Origin of the sequence: Streptomyces sp. NPDC058758 (assembly GCF_042746075.1) — a bacterium.
GTDB lineage: Bacteria > Actinomycetota > Actinomycetes > Streptomycetales > Streptomycetaceae > Streptomyces.
The window spans coordinates 197,655-213,204 of the sequence record NZ_JBHYPS010000008.1; the positions used below are offsets into that span (position 1 = coordinate 197,655).

At 74.5% G+C, this 15,550-nt stretch carries 15 protein-coding genes; 8 read left to right on the top strand and 7 right to left on the bottom strand.

Going from position 1 to position 15,550, the window contains the following annotated elements; all coding sequences use genetic code 11:
* The first annotated feature begins 136 nt into the window (after positions 1-136).
* Entirely contained in the window at positions 137-631 is a 495-nt protein-coding gene (locus ACFW6A_RS13450; protein WP_351101145.1) for a DUF3145 domain-containing protein, read from the top strand.
* A 71-nt stretch (positions 632-702) separates the two neighbouring features.
* Positions 703-1,230: a hypothetical protein gene (locus ACFW6A_RS13455; RefSeq protein ID WP_386640502.1), complete on the top strand. Its 528-nt coding sequence runs from the start codon at positions 703-705 to the stop codon at positions 1,228-1,230.
* 56 nt (positions 1,231-1,286) lie between these two features.
* Here ACFW6A_RS13455 and fabF read toward each other — a convergent pair whose 3' ends face one another.
* From fabF to fasR, 5 genes are all read right to left on the bottom strand, one after another.
* Complete coding sequence (gene fabF, locus ACFW6A_RS13460; RefSeq protein WP_351848985.1) at positions 1,287-2,549, bottom strand: beta-ketoacyl-ACP synthase II; 1,263 nt, start codon at positions 2,547-2,549, stop codon at positions 1,287-1,289.
* A gap of 109 nt (positions 2,550-2,658) precedes the next feature.
* Positions 2,659-2,907, bottom strand: coding sequence for an acyl carrier protein (locus ACFW6A_RS13465; protein WP_030756408.1), 249 nt, complete (start codon positions 2,905-2,907; stop codon positions 2,659-2,661).
* 57 nt (positions 2,908-2,964) lie between these two features.
* The gene (locus ACFW6A_RS13470; RefSeq protein ID WP_351848982.1) at positions 2,965-3,996 is read right to left on the bottom strand and encodes a ketoacyl-ACP synthase III; all 1,032 of its coding nucleotides are present in this window, start codon (positions 3,994-3,996) and stop codon (positions 2,965-2,967) included.
* 18 nt (positions 3,997-4,014) lie between these two features.
* On the bottom strand, positions 4,015-4,932 hold the full coding sequence (locus tag ACFW6A_RS13475) for an ACP S-malonyltransferase (RefSeq protein ID WP_351848979.1): 918 nt from the start codon (positions 4,930-4,932) through the stop codon (positions 4,015-4,017).
* An 89-nt stretch (positions 4,933-5,021) separates the two neighbouring features.
* Positions 5,022-6,203 (bottom strand): fatty acid biosynthesis transcriptional regulator FasR, encoded by a 1,182-nt coding sequence (gene fasR, locus ACFW6A_RS13480; RefSeq protein WP_351848977.1) that lies wholly within the window; start codon positions 6,201-6,203, stop codon positions 5,022-5,024.
* Between the two features lie 82 nt (positions 6,204-6,285).
* Between fasR and ACFW6A_RS13485 the strand changes: the two genes are divergently transcribed.
* Positions 6,286-6,936, top strand: a complete 651-nt coding sequence (locus ACFW6A_RS13485; protein WP_386479061.1) for a pirin family protein — start codon at positions 6,286-6,288, stop codon at positions 6,934-6,936.
* 270 nt (positions 6,937-7,206) lie between these two features.
* Here the strand turns inward: ACFW6A_RS13485 and ACFW6A_RS13490 are convergent, their stop codons facing one another.
* Entirely contained in the window at positions 7,207-8,388 is a 1,182-nt protein-coding gene (locus ACFW6A_RS13490; protein ID WP_386640505.1) for an Ig-like domain-containing protein, read from the bottom strand.
* 213 nt (positions 8,389-8,601) lie between these two features.
* Between ACFW6A_RS13490 and ACFW6A_RS13495 the strand changes: the two genes are divergently transcribed.
* Genes ACFW6A_RS13495 through ACFW6A_RS13515 form a run of 5 tightly spaced genes read left to right on the top strand, consistent with a single transcriptional unit; the run spans position 8,602 to position 14,679 of the window.
* Positions 8,602-9,807 carry a lipid II:glycine glycyltransferase FemX gene (locus ACFW6A_RS13495; protein WP_386479065.1) on the top strand — a complete coding sequence of 402 codons (1,206 nt, stop codon included), beginning with the start codon at positions 8,602-8,604 and terminating at the stop codon, positions 9,805-9,807.
* Complete coding sequence (murJ, locus tag ACFW6A_RS13500) at positions 9,804-11,420, top strand: murein biosynthesis integral membrane protein MurJ (protein WP_351848966.1); 1,617 nt, start codon at positions 9,804-9,806, stop codon at positions 11,418-11,420. Before ACFW6A_RS13495 ends, murJ begins: the two co-directional genes overlap by 4 nt.
* 51 nt (positions 11,421-11,471) lie before the next feature.
* Entirely contained in the window at positions 11,472-12,155 is a 684-nt protein-coding gene (locus ACFW6A_RS13505; RefSeq protein WP_351848963.1) for a response regulator transcription factor, read from the top strand.
* Positions 12,152-14,032: an ATP-binding protein gene (locus ACFW6A_RS13510; RefSeq protein WP_351848960.1), complete on the top strand. Its 1,881-nt coding sequence runs from the start codon at positions 12,152-12,154 to the stop codon at positions 14,030-14,032. Before ACFW6A_RS13505 ends, ACFW6A_RS13510 begins: the two co-directional genes overlap by 4 nt.
* On the top strand, positions 14,029-14,679 hold the full coding sequence (locus ACFW6A_RS13515) for a hypothetical protein (protein WP_351848958.1): 651 nt from the start codon (positions 14,029-14,031) through the stop codon (positions 14,677-14,679). Before ACFW6A_RS13510 ends, ACFW6A_RS13515 begins: the two co-directional genes overlap by 4 nt.
* A 25-nt stretch (positions 14,680-14,704) precedes the next feature.
* Here the strand turns inward: ACFW6A_RS13515 and ACFW6A_RS13520 are convergent, their stop codons facing one another.
* Positions 14,705-15,535 (bottom strand): serine hydrolase domain-containing protein, encoded by an 831-nt coding sequence (locus tag ACFW6A_RS13520; RefSeq protein ID WP_351848955.1) that lies wholly within the window; start codon positions 15,533-15,535, stop codon positions 14,705-14,707.
* Positions 15,536-15,550 lie beyond the last annotated feature (15 nt).

The window sequence follows — 15,550 nt, forward strand, 5'->3', positions numbered from 1 at the left end:
GCCCGCGCCGACCGGCTCCGGTAAATTACATCACGTCACATGCTGTCCCTTTTCAGAAGGTTTGCGGAGTCCTGCTCCTGATGCTGTTTACCGAGGCCGCTGGGAAGGCGAACCTCGTCCCACACTGGAGGTCCCGGTGACGACACGTGGAGTCCTGTACGTACACTCCGCACCGCGCGCGCTCTGCCCGCACGTCGAATGGGCGGTGGGGGGTGTCCTCGGCGCGCGGGTCCAGCTCGACTGGATCCGCCAGCCCGCGGCGCCCGGCACCTGGAGAGCGGAGTTCTCCTGGCAGGGCGAGACCGGCACCGCCTCCAAGCTCGCCTCCGCCCTGCGCGGCTGGCAGATGCTCCGCTTCGAGGTGACCGCCGAACCCTGCCCCACCGCCGAGGGCGAGCGCTACAGCGCCACCCCCGACCTGGGAATCTTCCACGCCGTCACCGGCATGCACGGCGACATCCTCGTCCCCGAGGACCGGCTCCGCGCCGCGCTCGCCCGCGCCGCGCAGGGCGAGACGGTCCTGGAGGCCGAGGTCGCCCGCCTCCTCGGCAAGCCGTGGGACGACGAGCTCGAACCCTTCCGCTACGCCGGCGAGGGCGCCCCGGTCCGCTGGCTTCACCAGGTCGTCTGAGCCCGTTCACCCGGGCCCGGTAGCTTCCCGCTCCGAGGCGCGCAGGGCGCGCGCGGGGCGGGGGGACGCACGTGACGGGTCTGCGCGGAACGGCGGCCGCGGCGGCCGTCCTGGGGGCGGCGACGACGCTGAGCGGGGCCCTGGTGCTCCTGTCGGGCTTCGTCTACCAACTGGTGGACGGCGATCCGACCGGCGCCCTGGCCCTCTGGGCGCTGGGCCTGCTCGTCCTGGCGGTGGCCCTCTTCGCCGTCTTCGGCATCCTGCTCCCGGACCCGGCAGCGGCTCCGGACTCCGACTCGCCCCCGGACCCGGATGCGCCCCCGGCCACGGACCCGGTCCCGGCCTCCGTCATGGTCCCGGCCCCGGCCCCGGTGCCGTACCTGGACGCGGTCACGGCCGCGGCAGCGGTTCCGGTACCGGCAGCGGTGCCGGCCGTGAAGCCGTCCGCCGGGACCGAGAAGTGGTTCGACGGCTGGTTCGACGTCGTCTCCTTCTGCTGCGTCCTGGTCGGCCTGCTGGCCGGCGGCCCCCTCGGCATCGCCGGATACGAGGCCCTGCGCCCGGACACCGTCGCGACCGCCCCCGAACCCCTCCGCTGACACGCGTGAGGCCCGCCCCGGCGGTGCGGGGGCGGGCCTCACGGCGAAGGGCGGGGTCAGACCGTGCGGAAGGCCAGGACCACGTTGTGGCCGCCGAAGCCGAAGGAGTTGTTGACGGCGGCGATGGTGCCCTGGGGCAGCTCGCGGGGGGCGTCCCGGACGATGTCGGCGTCGACCTCCGGGTCCAGCTCGTCGACGTTGATCGTCGGCGGGGCCAGGCGGTGGTGGAGGGCCAGGACGGTCGCGACGGTCTCGATGCCGCCGGCGCCGCCGAGGAGGTGACCGGTCATCGACTTGGTCGCGGAAACCGCCACGTGGTCGAGGTCGTCGCCGAAGACCTTCCGCAGCGCCTTGATCTCGGCGACGTCGCCCTGCGGCGTCGACGTGGCGTGCGCGTTGAGGTGCACGACCTCGGCCGGCTTCAGGTCGGTGGTGTCCAGCAGGTGCTGGAGCGCGGAGGCGATGCCCCGGCCGGACGGCTCGGGCTGCGCGATGTGGTGGCTGTCGGCCGACAGGCCCTGGCCGATCGCCTCGCAGTAGATCTTCGCGCCGCGGGCCTTGGCGTGCTCCTCGGACTCCAGGATCACGACGCCGGCGCCCTCGCCGAGCACGAAGCCGTCGCGGCCGGTGTCGTAGGGACGCGAGGCCTTCGTCGGCTCGTCGTTGTTCTTGGACATCGCCATCATGTTGGCGAAGGCGGCGATCGGCAGCGGGTGGATCGCGGCCTCGGTGCCGCCGGCGACGACCACGTCGGCACGGCCGCTGCGGATCATCTCGACGGCGTAGCCGATCGCCTCGGCGCCGGACGCGCACGCGGAGACCGGGGTGTGGACGCCGGCGCGGGCGTTCACCTCCAGACCCACGTTGGCGGAGGGGCCGTTCGGCATCAGCATCGGCACCGTGTGCGGGGAGACGCGGCGGACGCCCTTCTCCTTGAGCACGTCGTACTGGTCGAGCAGGGTCGTGACGCCGCCGATGCCGGAGGCGATCACGGAGCCGAGCCGCTCGGGGGCGACGGACGCGTCCTCGCCGGCGGGGGCGGTGAAGCCCGCGTCGGCCCACGCCTCGCGCGCCGCGATCAGCGCGAACTGCGCCGAGCGGTCCAGCTTGCGGGCGAGCGGGCGGGGCAGGACCTCGCCCGGGTCCACCGCGGCGAACGCGGCGATCTGGACGGGCAGTTCGGCGAAGCGCTCGCCCTCCAGGGGCCTGACGCCGGAGCGTCCCGCAAGAAGACCTTCCCAGGTCGATGCGGAGTCGCCACCCAGCGGTGTGGTTGCGCCGATACCGGTGACGACCACGGTGCGATTGGTCGAGCTCACAGGAATTCGTTCTCCATGTGTGTGATGGTCGAAAGACGGCGCCACCGCCGGGTGGCGGACCGAGTCAGCGGGGACCGGGCCCGGTGGGGCCTGGTCCACCAGGGCCGAATCAGGCCTGGTGCTTGAGGATGTAGTCGACGGCGTCGCCCACGGTCTTGAGGTTCTTGACGTCCTCGTCGGGGATCTTGACGTCGAAGCGCTCCTCGGCGGCGACGACGACCTCGACCATGGACAGGGAGTCGACGTCCAGGTCGTCGGTGAAGGACTTGTCCAGCTGGACGTCCTCGACCGGGATGCCGGCGATCTCGTTCACGATCTCCGCGAGACCTTCGACGAGCTGCTCCTGGGTGAAGGCCATGGTGGCGCTCCTTCTGTGGTTGCTTCGGTGGGTTGGCGTCCGGGAGGTCCCGGTCGCCTAGGGGAGAGTAACGACCGTCGCGGCGAACACGAGACCCGCCCCGAAGCCGATGACGAGCGCGGTGTCGCCGCTCTTCGCCTGTCCGGTCGCCAGGAGCCGCTCCATCGCGAGCGGGATCGAGGCGGCCGAGGTGTTGCCGGTGGTCTCGACGTCACGGGCGACCGTGACGTGCTCCGGCAGCTTCAGGGTCTTCACCATCGAGTCGATGATCCGCATGTTGGCCTGGTGCGGGATGAAGACGTCCAGGTCGTCCGCCGAGATGCCGGCGGCGTCGAGCGCCTGCTGGGCGACCTTCGCCATCTCGAAGACGGCCCAGCGGAACACCGCCTGGCCCTCCTGCGTGATGGCGGGGAACTTGACCTCGCCGGCCTCGTTGAGCGGCAGCTTCGAGACGTCGCCGAGCTGATATTCGTTCCACGGCACGGTCTGCTTGATGGTCTCCGACTTGTCGCCCTCGGAGCCCCAGACGGTGGGGCCGATGTGCGGCACGTCGGAGGGGCCGACCACGACCGCGCCGGCGCCGTCGCCGAACAGGAAGGCCGTCGCGCGGTCCTCCAGGTCCGTCAGGTCGCTCAGCCGCTCGACGCCGATCACGAGGACGTACTCCGCCGAACCCTCGACGATCATGCCCTTGGCGAGGGTGAGGCCGTAGCCGAAACCGGCACAGCCCGCGGAGATGTCGAACGCGGCCGGCTTTCCGGCGCCGATCTTGTCGGCGATCTCGGTGGCGACGGCCGGGGTCTGCTTGAAGTGCGAGACCGTCGAGACGACGACCGCGCCGATCTGCTCCGGGGTGATCCCGGCCTCGGCGATCGCCTTCCCGGAGGCCTCCACCGACATGGCGGTGACGGTCTCCTCGGGGGAGGCCCAGTGGCGGGTGGAGATGCCCGAGCGCGAGCGGATCCACTCGTCGGACGAGTCGATCTTCTCGAGGATCACCTCGTTCGGCACGACCCGGGCAGGGCGGTAGCCGCCGACGCCCATGATCCGCGCGTACGGGGCGCCCTTGCTGGGCTTGATCTTCGACATGCTTCTCGACACTCCTCGTCAGACGGCCGTGTGCTCGGCGACGAGCGTACGGGCCGCGTCCAGGTCGTCGGGAGTCTTGAGGGCCACGGTGGCCACGCCCGGCAGCGCGCGCTTGGCGATGCCGGTGAGGGTGCCGCCGGGGCAGACCTCGACCAGCGCGGTGGCGCCGAGGGCCTGGAAGGTCTCCATGCACAGGTCCCAGCGGACCGGGTTGGCGACCTGGCCGACCAGGCGCGCGAGGACCTCGGCGCCGGTGCCGACGGTCCGGCCGTCCTTGTTGGAGACGTACGTCACGGTCGGATCGGCCGGGGCCAGCTCCTTCGCGGCCTGCTCCAGGGTGGCGACCGCGGGGGCCATGTGGTGGGTGTGGAAGGCGCCGGCGACCTTGAGCGCGACGACCCGGCGGACGCCCTCGGGCTTGTCCGCCTCCAGGGCGGCCAGCTGCTCCAGCGTGCCGGCGGCCACGATCTGGCCCGCGCCGTTCACGTTGGCCGGGGTCAGGCCCAGCTTCTCCAGGTGCGGGACGGTCACCTCGGGGTCGCCGCCGAGCAGCGCCGACATGCCGGTCGGGGCGATGGCGGCGGCCTCGGCCATCGCCAGACCGCGGGTGCGGACCAGCTTCAGCGCCGCGACGTCGTCGAGGACCCCCGCGAAGGCGGCCGCGGTGAACTCGCCGACGCTGTGACCGGCGACGGCGCCGGGGGAGACGTCGCCGAGGGCGGCGGCGGAGAGCAGGCCGGCCGCGACGAGCAGCGGCTGGGCCACGGCGGTGTCACGGATCTCGTCCGCGTCCGCCTTCGTGCCGTAGTGGACGAGGTCGAGCCCGATGGCGTCCGACCAGGCCGCGAGGCGGTCGGCGGTGCCGGGCAGTTCGAGCCAGGGAGTCAGGAAGCCGGGCGTCTGGGCGCCTTGGCCGGGAGCGACGAGTACGAGCACCCTCACACTCTCTCTTGGGGACGGTGTCCGGCGCCCGTGGGGACTAGGACGAAGAACCGTCGGGGGAATTGTTGGTGTCCGACAAAAGTCTAGGACTGCCCCTCCGCCTCGGCCAAGCGTCCGAGGATCAGGGCGATCCGCAGGGTGAAGGCGGAACGGACGTCGGAGGGTGACCAGCCGGTGACGTCGGTCACACGTCGGAGCCGGTAGCGCACGGTGTTCGGGTGGACGAAGAGCATCCTCGCCGCGCCTTCGAGACTGCTGGCCTGCTCCAGATAGACACTCAGAGTTTCCAGCAGCGCCGAGCCCGCTTCCTCCAGCGGTCTGTAGATCTCCTCCACCAACTGCTCGCGCGCCGAAGGGTCGGAGGCGATGGCGCGCTCCGGAAGAAGATCGTCCGCGAGCACCGGCCGGGGCGCGTCCTGCCACGCCGTGCACGCCTTCAGACCGGCCGCGGCGGCCTGCGCGGACCGCGTCGCCGCCAGCAGGTCGGGCACCACGGGACCGGCCACGACCGCCCCCGGCGCGTACGGGCCGATCAGCGCCTTCGCCACCCCGAGCGGATTGTCCGAACCGCCCGCGATCACCACGAGCCGGTCGCCGAGGACCCCGGTGAGCACCTGGAGCTTGGCGTGCCGCGCGGCCCGCCGGATCGCCTCCACGGTCAGCTCGCTGTCCCCGTCCGGCGCGGTGCCGAGCACGACGCAGACGTGTTCGGGCGAGTTCCAGCCGAGCGCGGCGGCCCGGGAGACGGCGCCCTCGTCGGCCTCGCCGGACAGCACCGCGTTCACCACCAGCGACTCCAGGCGCGCGTCCCAGGCGCCCCGCGCCTCCGCCGCCTGCGCGTACACCTGGGCGGTCGCGAAGGCGATCTCCCGCGCGTACACCAGCAGCGCCTCGCGCAGCACCGACTCGTCGCCGGGCGCGGCGACCTCCTCGATCGCCACCTCCATGACCTCGATGGTCGTCCGGACCATCTCCACGGTCTGCCGCAGCGTGATCGCCCGGGTCAGCTCCCTGGGCGCCGTGCCGAAGACGTCCGTCGAGATCGCCTGGGGGGTCTCCGGGTGCCGGAACCACTCGGTGAACGCGGCGATGCCGGCCTGTGCCACCAGCCCGATCCACGAGCGGTTCTCGGGCGGCATCGCCCGGTACCACGGCAGCGTCTCGTCCATGCGGGCGATGGCGTTGGCGGCCAGCCGCCCGGAGGACTGTTCGAGGCGCTTCAGGGTGGCGGCGTGCGGATGAGCGGCGTTCGCGGGTTCAGACACGGGGACAAGACTGCCTCATCCGGGCGCCGACGTGCGGGGTCGGGGCGGTTTCGTCCGCACCGGTCCGGCTACCGTACGGGGCGTGATCCGCATCCAGCGCGCGGGCGACCGGTACCCGGGCGGCGACCCCGGGGCCGGCGTCGAGACCCGCCACGCCCTCTCCTTCGGGCCGCACTACGACCCCGACAACCTCCGCTTCGGCCCGCTCCTCGCCGTCAACGAGGAGCGGCTCGCCCCCGGCGCGGGCTTCGACGAGCACCCCCACTCCCACACGGAGATCGTGACCTGGGTGGTGGAGGGCGAGCTGACCCACCGCGACACGGCGGGCCACGAGACGGTCGTCCGCCCCGGCGACCTCCAGCACCTCTCCTCGGCGGCCGGCGTCCGCCACGTCGAGCGCAACGCCGGCGACGCGCCCCTGACCTTCGTCCAGATGTGGCTCGCCCCGCGCGAGACCGGCGGGGAGCCGTCGTACACCCTGGTCAGGGACCTGAGCGGCCCGTACGCCCTCCCGGCGGCGGGGGCCGCCCTCCACGTCCACCGGCCGGGGCGGGGCGACGAGGTGGTCCTCCCCGGCGCGGACACCGTCTACGTCCACGTGGTGCGGGGGACCGTGACCCTGGCGGGCCGGGAGCTGGGGGAGGGCGACGCGGCCAGGATCACGGACGGGGACGCCCCCTCCCTGACGGCGGCGGAACCCGCGGAACTGCTGGTCTGGGAGTCCTCCGCCTGACCCGCCCCCGGCTTCCGGACCGCCCCCCGGCCCCCGCTTCCGTCCCGCGCCCCGCCACCCCGGACCGCCCTCCGGCCCCCGCTTCCGTCCCGCGCCCCCGAACCCCTACGGGGCCGCGCCCCGGGCTCCTGCCCGGGCCGCGCCCCGGGGGCCCGCCCGTCCCGCGCCCCACGTCCCGCCCGGCCGGCACCCCCGCGCCCCGACCGGGCCGCGGCCCGGGCTCCCGCCGGGGCGGCACCCCGCGGGCCGCCGGGGCGGGGGGCCCGCTCCTCAAGCCAGCGCGCTCTTCGCCTTCCAGGCCGGCCAGGACAGGTTCCACGCGCCGTAGCCGTTGCCCTCCGCGACGACGCCCTTCGTGTCGGCGCCCTTGATCTCGAAGGGGTCGCCGACGCGGACGCTCGCGTAGAACGACGCGGCGTCCGCGTCGCTCATGCCGATGCAGCCCGAGCTCCTGTTGGCCCGCCCGAAGTGGCCCGCGTTCCACGGCGCCGCGTGCGCGTACATGCCCGACCAGGTCAGCCGCATCGAGTAGTCGACCATCTTGTCGTAGGCGTCGCCGAGGCCGACCGTCTCCGAGTTCATGTTGATCGTGCCCTCCTTCGCCATGAGGACGGCCGTGCCCCGCCAGGACCGCTTGTCGCCGCCGGGCGTGCCGCCGGAGACCGGGATCGTCCGGACCGTCCGCCCGTCCTTCACCAGCGTCAGCCGCTTCGTGTCCAGGTCGACCTTCACGACCTGCGCGGCGCCGATCGTGAAGCCGGTCCGGTAGTCCCGTACGAACCAGCCGTCGCCCGAGTCCGTGCCGTTCAGGTCGGCCTCCAGCGTGACCTTCGTGCCGGGCTTCCAGTACTCCCGGGGCCGCCAGTCCACCCGGTCGCGCCCGGAGTAGTCGGTCACCCAGCCCCAGGACCCCTCGGTGCCGTTCGAGGTCGTGACCTTCAGCTGCCGCTCCACGTCGGCCTTCCGCGTCACCGGCCGGTCGAAGACGATCGACAGCGGCTGCCCGATGCCGACGGTCGTGTTCTTCCCGGGCGCCAGCGTCAGCTTGTTGACCCGCTCCGCCTCCGGCGTGGTGAAGGTGGACCGGGTCGTGGTCTCCTTCCCGCCGGCGGTGCGGGTGACGGCCTCGACCGTGTACGAGGTGCCCGGCGCCGCCTTCCGGTCCGAGGTCCAGCGGGCCCCGCCCCCGTCGGACCTCCCGGTCAGCCTCCCGCCCCCGGCGTCCGTGACCGTCACCGACGAGAACGTCCCGCCGACCGCCGTCACCGACACGGGCTTCCCGGCCACCCGGTCCACGACGGTCACCTTCGCGGGCGGACCGTCCTGCCCGGCCCCCTTCGCGGAGGCGGACGGGGAGCCCGGCCCGCTCGCGGCCTGGGCCGTACACGCGGTGAGGGAGACGGCGAGGGCGACGGCGGCGAGGGCGGGCCGGGACGTGCGTATCGGCGGCACGGAGCACCTCCAGAAGAGGAGAGAAAAGGGTGGGATGCCCGGACTCTAGGCGCCCCGCACCGGCCTCCGCCCGGCCGGAGGCCCATGTGACGGGGGCTGATGAGGAACGGTCACCGTCCCGTCACACACGCCGCGCGGACCGGTCTCATCCGGCTGTGAGCCTGCTGTGCGCCGCGCCACCGAGGGCGCGGACGAACCAAGGAGGCCTTCGTTGTGTCAGCGCTGCTCGTGACGCCCGCACCCGTGAAGCGCCGCGCCGCCGCCGGGCCGCCGCCCGCCGGCCCGCTCCGGCTCGGCCCCGTCTCCCCGGAGGTGTACCGCGCCTTCCTCGCCTCCCGCGCCACGGGACCGGACGGCCCCTCCTTCCTCCAGCTCCCCTCCTGGGCGCAGGTGAAGGAAGGCTGGAGCCACCAACTCATAGGCTGGGGGCCGGAGTCCGGAGAGCTGTCCGGCGTCGCCCTGGTCCTGCTGCGGGCCTTCCCCGGCACCCGCAAGCACTTCGCCTACCTCCCCGAGGGGCCGGTCGCCGACTGGGCCGACCCGGACCTCGACCGCTGGCTCGACCCGCTCCTCGCCCACCTGAAGGCCTCCGGCGCCTTCGCCGTGCGCATCGGCCCCGGCCCCGCCCACCGCCGCTGGACCGCCGCCACCGTCAAGGCCGCCACCGGCCCCGGCCGCCGGCTCGGCGACGTCCTCGCCGACGAGGTCGACCCGCTCGGCACCGCCGTCGCCGAACGGCTCCGCGCCCGCGGCTGGAAGCGCTGCGGCGGCGACTCCGAGGACGGCGCCGACGCCCAGCCCCGCCACGTCTTCCAGGTCCCGCTCACCGGCCGCACCCCCGACGACCTGTGGTCCGGCCTCAACCAGGAGTGGCGGCGCAACGTCCGCAAGGCCCGCAAGTCCGGCGTCGAGATCACCGTCGGCTCCGCCGCCGAACTCCCCGAGTTCCACCGCCTCCTGAGGATCACCGAGGAGCGCGACGGCTTCCGGCTCGGCCGCTCCCTCGCCTACTACGAGCGCCAGTACGCCGTCCTCAACGCCGAGCACCCCGGCCGGATGAAGCTCTACCTCGCCCGCCACGAGGGCGAGATCCTCGCCGCCCACACCATGATCACCGTCGGCCGGCGGGTCTGGTACCAGACCGGCGCCTCCGCCGACCACCGCCGCGAGGTCCGCCCCTCCAACGCCCTCCAGTGGCGCATGCTGCTCGACGCCCACGCCCTCGGGGCGGACGTCTACGACCTGCGCGGGGTACCCTCCACCCTCGATCCGGACGACCGCGCCCACGGGCTGCTGCGCTGGAAGCTCGGCACGGGCGGACAGGTCGTCGAGACGCTGGGGGAGTGGGAGACACCGATGCACGGCACGACCAACCAGGCGCTGTACCGCGCCTTCCAGGCGTACCTGGCCCGCCGATGACGGCCACGCTCACCGCCGGGCCGGCCGCCCGCCGCAAGGCGCCCTCCGCACTGCGCAGCGGCGCCCTCATGGCGGCCGGCTCGCTCGTCTCCCGCGCCACCGGCTTCGTCCGCGCCGCCGTCGTCGCCGCCGCGCTCGGCGCGGGCCTCGTCGCCGACGGCTACGCGGTGGGCAACTCCGTCCCCACCATCGTCTACATGCTGCTCCTCGGCGGCGCCCTCAACGCCGTCTTCGTGCCCGAGCTGGTCAAGGCGGCCAAGGAGCACGAGGACGGCGGCGCCGCCTACACCGACCGGCTCCTCACCCTCTGCGCGCTCGCCCTCGCCGTCCTCACCGCGGGCGCGGTCCTCGCCGCGCCCGCCCTCGTCGACGCGTACACGGACTACGCCGGCGGCCAGCGGGACCTCACGATCGCCTTCACCCGCGCGTGCCTCCCGCAGATCCTCTTCCTCGGCCTCTTCACCCTCCTCGGCCAGGTCCTCAACGCCCGCGGCCGCTTCGGCGCCATGATGTGGACCCCGGTCCTCAACAACGTCGTGGTCGTCGCCGTCTTCGGCCTCTTCCTCGCGGTGAGCGACGGCGGCGAGCTCACCCCGGGCGAGACCGCCCTCCTCGGCTGGGGCACCACCGCCGGCATCGCCGCCCAGGCCCTCGCCCTGCTGCCCTCGCTGCGCGCCGCCCGCTTCCGCTTCCGGCCCCGCTTCGACTGGCGCGGCAGCGGCCTGACCGCCCCGCTGCGCGCCGCCGGCTGGCTCGTCCTGCTCGTCCTCACCAACCAGGCCGCCTACTGGGTCACCACCTGGGTCGCCACCTCCGCCGGCGGGGAGACGCACACCGGCGGCGCGGGCCTCGCCGCGTACAACAACGCCTACCTGCTGTGGGCCGTCCCGCACGGCATCGTCACCGTCTCCCTCGTCACCGCCCTCATGCCCCGGATGAGCGGCGCCGCCGCCGACGGCGACCTCGCCGCCGTCCGCCGCGACGTCGGCTACGCCCAGCGCACCACCGCGGCCGCCGTCGTCCCCGCCGCCTGCGCCCTCTTCGCGCTCGCCGCCCCGCTGATGACGGTCGTCTTCGGGTACGGCGCGACCGACGCCGCCGACGTCCGCGCCATGGCCTGGACGCTGATGGCCCTCGCCCCCGGCCTGGTCGCCCTCTCCGGGCAGTACGTGTGCACCCGCGCCTTCTACGCGCTCCGCGACACCCGCACCCCCTTCCTGCTCAACCTGGTCATCGCCGGCCTCAACGCGCTGCTGTCCCTCGCCGCGCACCACTGGCTGCCGACCCGCTGGACCGTCACCGGCATGGCCGCCGGCTACTCGCTCGCGCTCTGGGCGGGCTGGGCCCTCACCGGGTACGTCCTCCGGCGGCGCCTCCCGGCGGCCGACGGCGGCGGCGACGGCCTCGGCCGGCTCCTGCTCGCCGCCCTGCCCGCCGCCGGCTACGGCCTCTTCGCCGCCGAGACCACCGCCTCCGCCGGCGCCGTCGTCTCCGGCCTCAGCGGCGCGGTCGCCGTCCTCGCCACCTTCGCCCTCCTCGCCCGCCCGCTGCGCCTCACCGAGGTCTCCGCGCTCCTCACGGCATCCGCCGCCCGGCTCACCCGCCGGTCCTGACCACCGGGGGCTCCCCGCCGGGACCCCCACCGACCTTGGGATACTCCACGCATGCCCCGTGTGCTCCTCATCGAAGACGACCCCTCGGTCCGCGAAGGCGTCGAGCTCGGGCTCCGGCGCCGCGGCCACGAGGTGCGCACCGCCGCCACCGGCGAGGCCGGCCTCGCCGCGCTCGGCGAGTTCCGCCCCGACCTGCTGCTGCTCGACCTCATGCTGCCCGGCATGAACGGCGTCCAGGTCTGCCGCCGGGTCCGCGAGGGCAGCCAGCTCCCGATCATCATGCTCACCGCCCGCGGCGACGACTTCGACGTGGTCATCGGCCTGGAGGCGGGCGCCGACGACTACATCGTGAAGCCCGCCCGCACCGAGGTCATCGAGGCCCGCATCCGGGCCGTCCTGCGCCGCATCGAGGATCCCGGCGGCGGCCGGCCCGCGATCGAGCACCACGGCGCGCTCGCCGTCGACCGGGCGGGCCTCACCGTCGCCAAGAACGGCGAACGGCTCGCCCTCGCCCCCTCCGAACTCAAGCTGCTGCTCCACCTCACCGCCGCCCCCGAGCAGGTCTTCAGCCGCCAGCAGCTCCTGGAGCACGTCTGGGAGCACAACTACCACGGCGACGCCCGCCTCGTGGACGCCTGCGTGCGCCGGCTGCGCGCCAAGATCGAGGACACCCCCGGCGACCCCCGCTACATCCAGACCCTGCGCGGCTTCGGCTACCGCTTCGGACCGCTGTGAAGACCTGCGTCCCCGGCGAGGAGCCGGGCCCCGGCGCGCACCTCCACGGGGGGACGGCGTACGGGGACGGGCACGGGGCCGACCGCGCCGCAGGCCCCGGGGCCGGGCACGGGAACGGTGCCGGGGACGGGCGGCGGGACACCGCGTACGGCGCCGGCCACCGGACGGCGCACGGCGACCCCGTCGGCGCCGCCCACGGCGAGGGCTCCGGCGTCCCGGGTCCGCGCGGGGCCGGCGGGCTCCGGACCGGCAGGGCGGCGCGGTTCCGCGCCCCGGGCCGCCGGGAGGCCGCCGGGTCCCGGGGCCGCGGCGCCCCCGCGGTGCCCGGCCCGTACCCCTCCGCCGGGGACGCCCGGCGGGAGGGCGCCGGCACCCGGGGCGGCCCGGAGGGCGACGCCGCCGGCCCCGGCCGGGCCCGGCGGCCCCGGACCCGCAGACGCCGCCCCCGTCCCTTCGGCCTGCGCACCCGCCTGGTCCTCGCCTTCCTCCTCGTCGCGGCCGTCGGCTGCGGCACCACCGCCGCCCTCACCTACCGGGCCGCCCGCAGCGCGATCCTGGAGCAGACGCAGAACACCGCCGTCTCCGCCTTCCGCCAGCAGGTCGAGGACCTCAACATCGACCTGCCCCTCGACCAGGACTCGCTCCGCGACCGGCTCCTGCACATCGCCCGGCAGGGCAAGCCGCGCCCCTGGCGGGTCTACGCCGAGTACGGCTCGCTGCGCGCCTCCTCCACCGACCGCCCCACCTCCTCCGTCCTCAGCCCGGAGCTGAGGGCCCGCGCCCACGCGCGCGGGACCACCCCGCACACCGCCTTCCAGCGCGTGGTCAAGAACGGCACCCCCTACCTGACGATCGCGGTCCCGGCGGGCTTCCTCACCCAGGCCGGCCAGGAGACGGGCCAGCCCACCGGCCTCGTCCTCTACGCCGTCATGGAGCTGGACGAGGAGGAGAGCAACATCGAGGCCATGGTCACCGCCGCCCGCGACGGCGCCCTGCCCGCCCTCGCCATCGCCCTGATCCCGGCCCTGATCGCCGCCCGCGGCGTCCTCCGCCCGGTCCGCGAACTCCGCCGCGCCGCCGCCAGCATGGGCCGCGGCCGGCTCGACACCCGCATCCACGCCAAGGGCAGCGACGAACTCGCCGACCTGGCGCGCACCTTCAACGAGTCCGCCGCCGAACTGGAGCGGTCCGTCACCGAACTGCGCCGCGCGGAGGCCCGGGCCCGCCGCTTCGCCTCCGACGTCTCGCACGAACTGCGCACCCCGCTCGCCGGGATGCTCGCCGTCACCGAGGTGCTCGACGAGGACGCCGGCGCCCTGGACAGCGACACCGCCCGTGCGGTCCGGCTGATCAGCGCCGAGACCGTCAAGCTCGCCGTGCTCGTCGAGGACCTCATGGAGATCTCCCGCTTCGACGCCCGCGCCGCCGAACTCCACACCGACGAGGTCGACGTCGCCGACTGCGTCCGCAAGACCCTCAGCAGCCGGCGCTGGACGGATCCTGAGCAGGTCCACGCGGCCCTCGGGGAGGGCATCAGGGCCCGGCTCGACCCCCGCCGCTTCGACGTCGTCGTGGCCAACCTGGTGGGGAACGCGCTGCGGCACGGACGCGCCCTCGTCACCGTCCGGGTGTACGTGGACGAGGACGGGTCCACGCTCGTCGTCCAGGTCTCCGACCGGGGCCCCGGCATCCACCCGGACGTCCTGCCGCACGTCTTCGAAAGGTTCTACAAGGCCGACCCGGCCCGCACCCGCTCCACGGGCAGCGGCCTCGGCCTGGCGATCACCCAGGAGAACGTCCACCTGCACGGCGGCACCGTCGAGGCCGCCAACCATCCGGCCGGCGGCGCCGTCTTCACGGTACGGATCCCGCTGTGAGGCGCCGGACCGCGGCGGCCCTGACCGCCCTGCTCGCCGCCGTGACGCTCGCCGGCTGCGGCATCCAGGGCAGCGACGTCGTCGAGGCCGGCGGGGTGCCGACCGTCGTCGTCGCGCCCGTCCCGGAGACCCGGATGCTGCTCTACTTCCTCGGGCCCGACGGCGCGCTCATGCCGGTCTCCCGGGACGTCGGTTTCCACCGCCGCCCCGTCCCCGAACGGACCGAGCCGGGCGGCGGATCGGTAACGGGGTGGGAGACGGGCACCGGGGACGGCCGCTTCGACGGCGCAGGAACCGGCTACGAGCTCGACGCCGACCACCCGGACGTCCCCGACCTCGCCGCCGTGAAGGTGCTCGCCGCCCTGCTCGCGGGACCCGGCGACGACGACACCCGGGCCGGCCTTACCACCGAACTGCCCGCCAGCGGCGAACCGGTCCGGGTCGAGTCCGACGGCGCGGGCGACATCCGGCTCCGGGTCCCCTTCCCGGCCCGGGAGCTGTCGGAGCGCGCGGTCGCCCAGCTCGTCTGCACCGCCGCCTTCGCCGTGGACCGCTCCGGCACGCCCGCCGTGACCGTCGAGGGCCCCGACGGCACCCTCCCGGAGACCACCTGCGCGATCGCCTCCCCGCCGGAGGACGAGGACTGAACGGGCGGGGGGAACGGGCGGGGCGTCAGCGCCGCAGGTCGGCGAGGACGCCGTCGGTGAACGGGGTCCACGCCTCGATCGCCCACGGCCCGAAGGCCCGGTCGGTGAGCGCCACGCAGGCGGCCCGCGCGTCCGGGTCGATCCACAGGAAGGTGCCGGACTGGCCGAAGTGGCCGAAGGTGCGCGGCGAGGAGGTGGTGCCGGTCCAGTGCGGGGACTTGGCGCCCCGGATCTCGAAGCCGAGGCCCCAGTCGTTCGGCCGCTGGTGCCCGTAGCCGGGCAGGATGCCGGTCAGGCCCGGGTACGCGACCGTCATCGCGTCCAGCACCGTGCGGGCGTCGAGCAGCCGCGGCGCCTGCACCTCGGCCGCGAACCGCACCAGGTCGTCCACGGTCGACACCGCGTCCTTGGCGGGCGAGCCCTCCAGCGCCGTGCCCGTCATGCCCAGCGGCTCCAGGACCGCCTGGTGGAGGTAGTCGGCGAAGGGGATGTCGGTGGCCTTGGCGACGAGGTCGCCCAGGACCTCGAAGCCGGTGTTGGAGTAGATCCGGCGGGTGCCGGGCGCGGCCTGGACCCGGTTCTCGTCGAAGGCGAGGCCCGAGGTGTGGGCGAGCAGGTGCCGCACGGTCGAACCCTCCGGGCCGGCCGGCTCGTCGAGGTCGATCGCCCCCTCCTCGTACGCGACAAGCACCGCGTACGCCGCCAGCGGCTTCGTCACCGAGGCGAGCGGGAAGCGGTGCCCGGTCGGCCCGTGGCTCCCGGCCACCGTGCCGTCCGCGCGGACCACGGCGGCCGCCGCGGTGGGGACGGGCCAGTTCTCGATCGCCGCCAGGCTCGGCAGATTGCTGCTCTCCATGGCCCCGAGCCTACT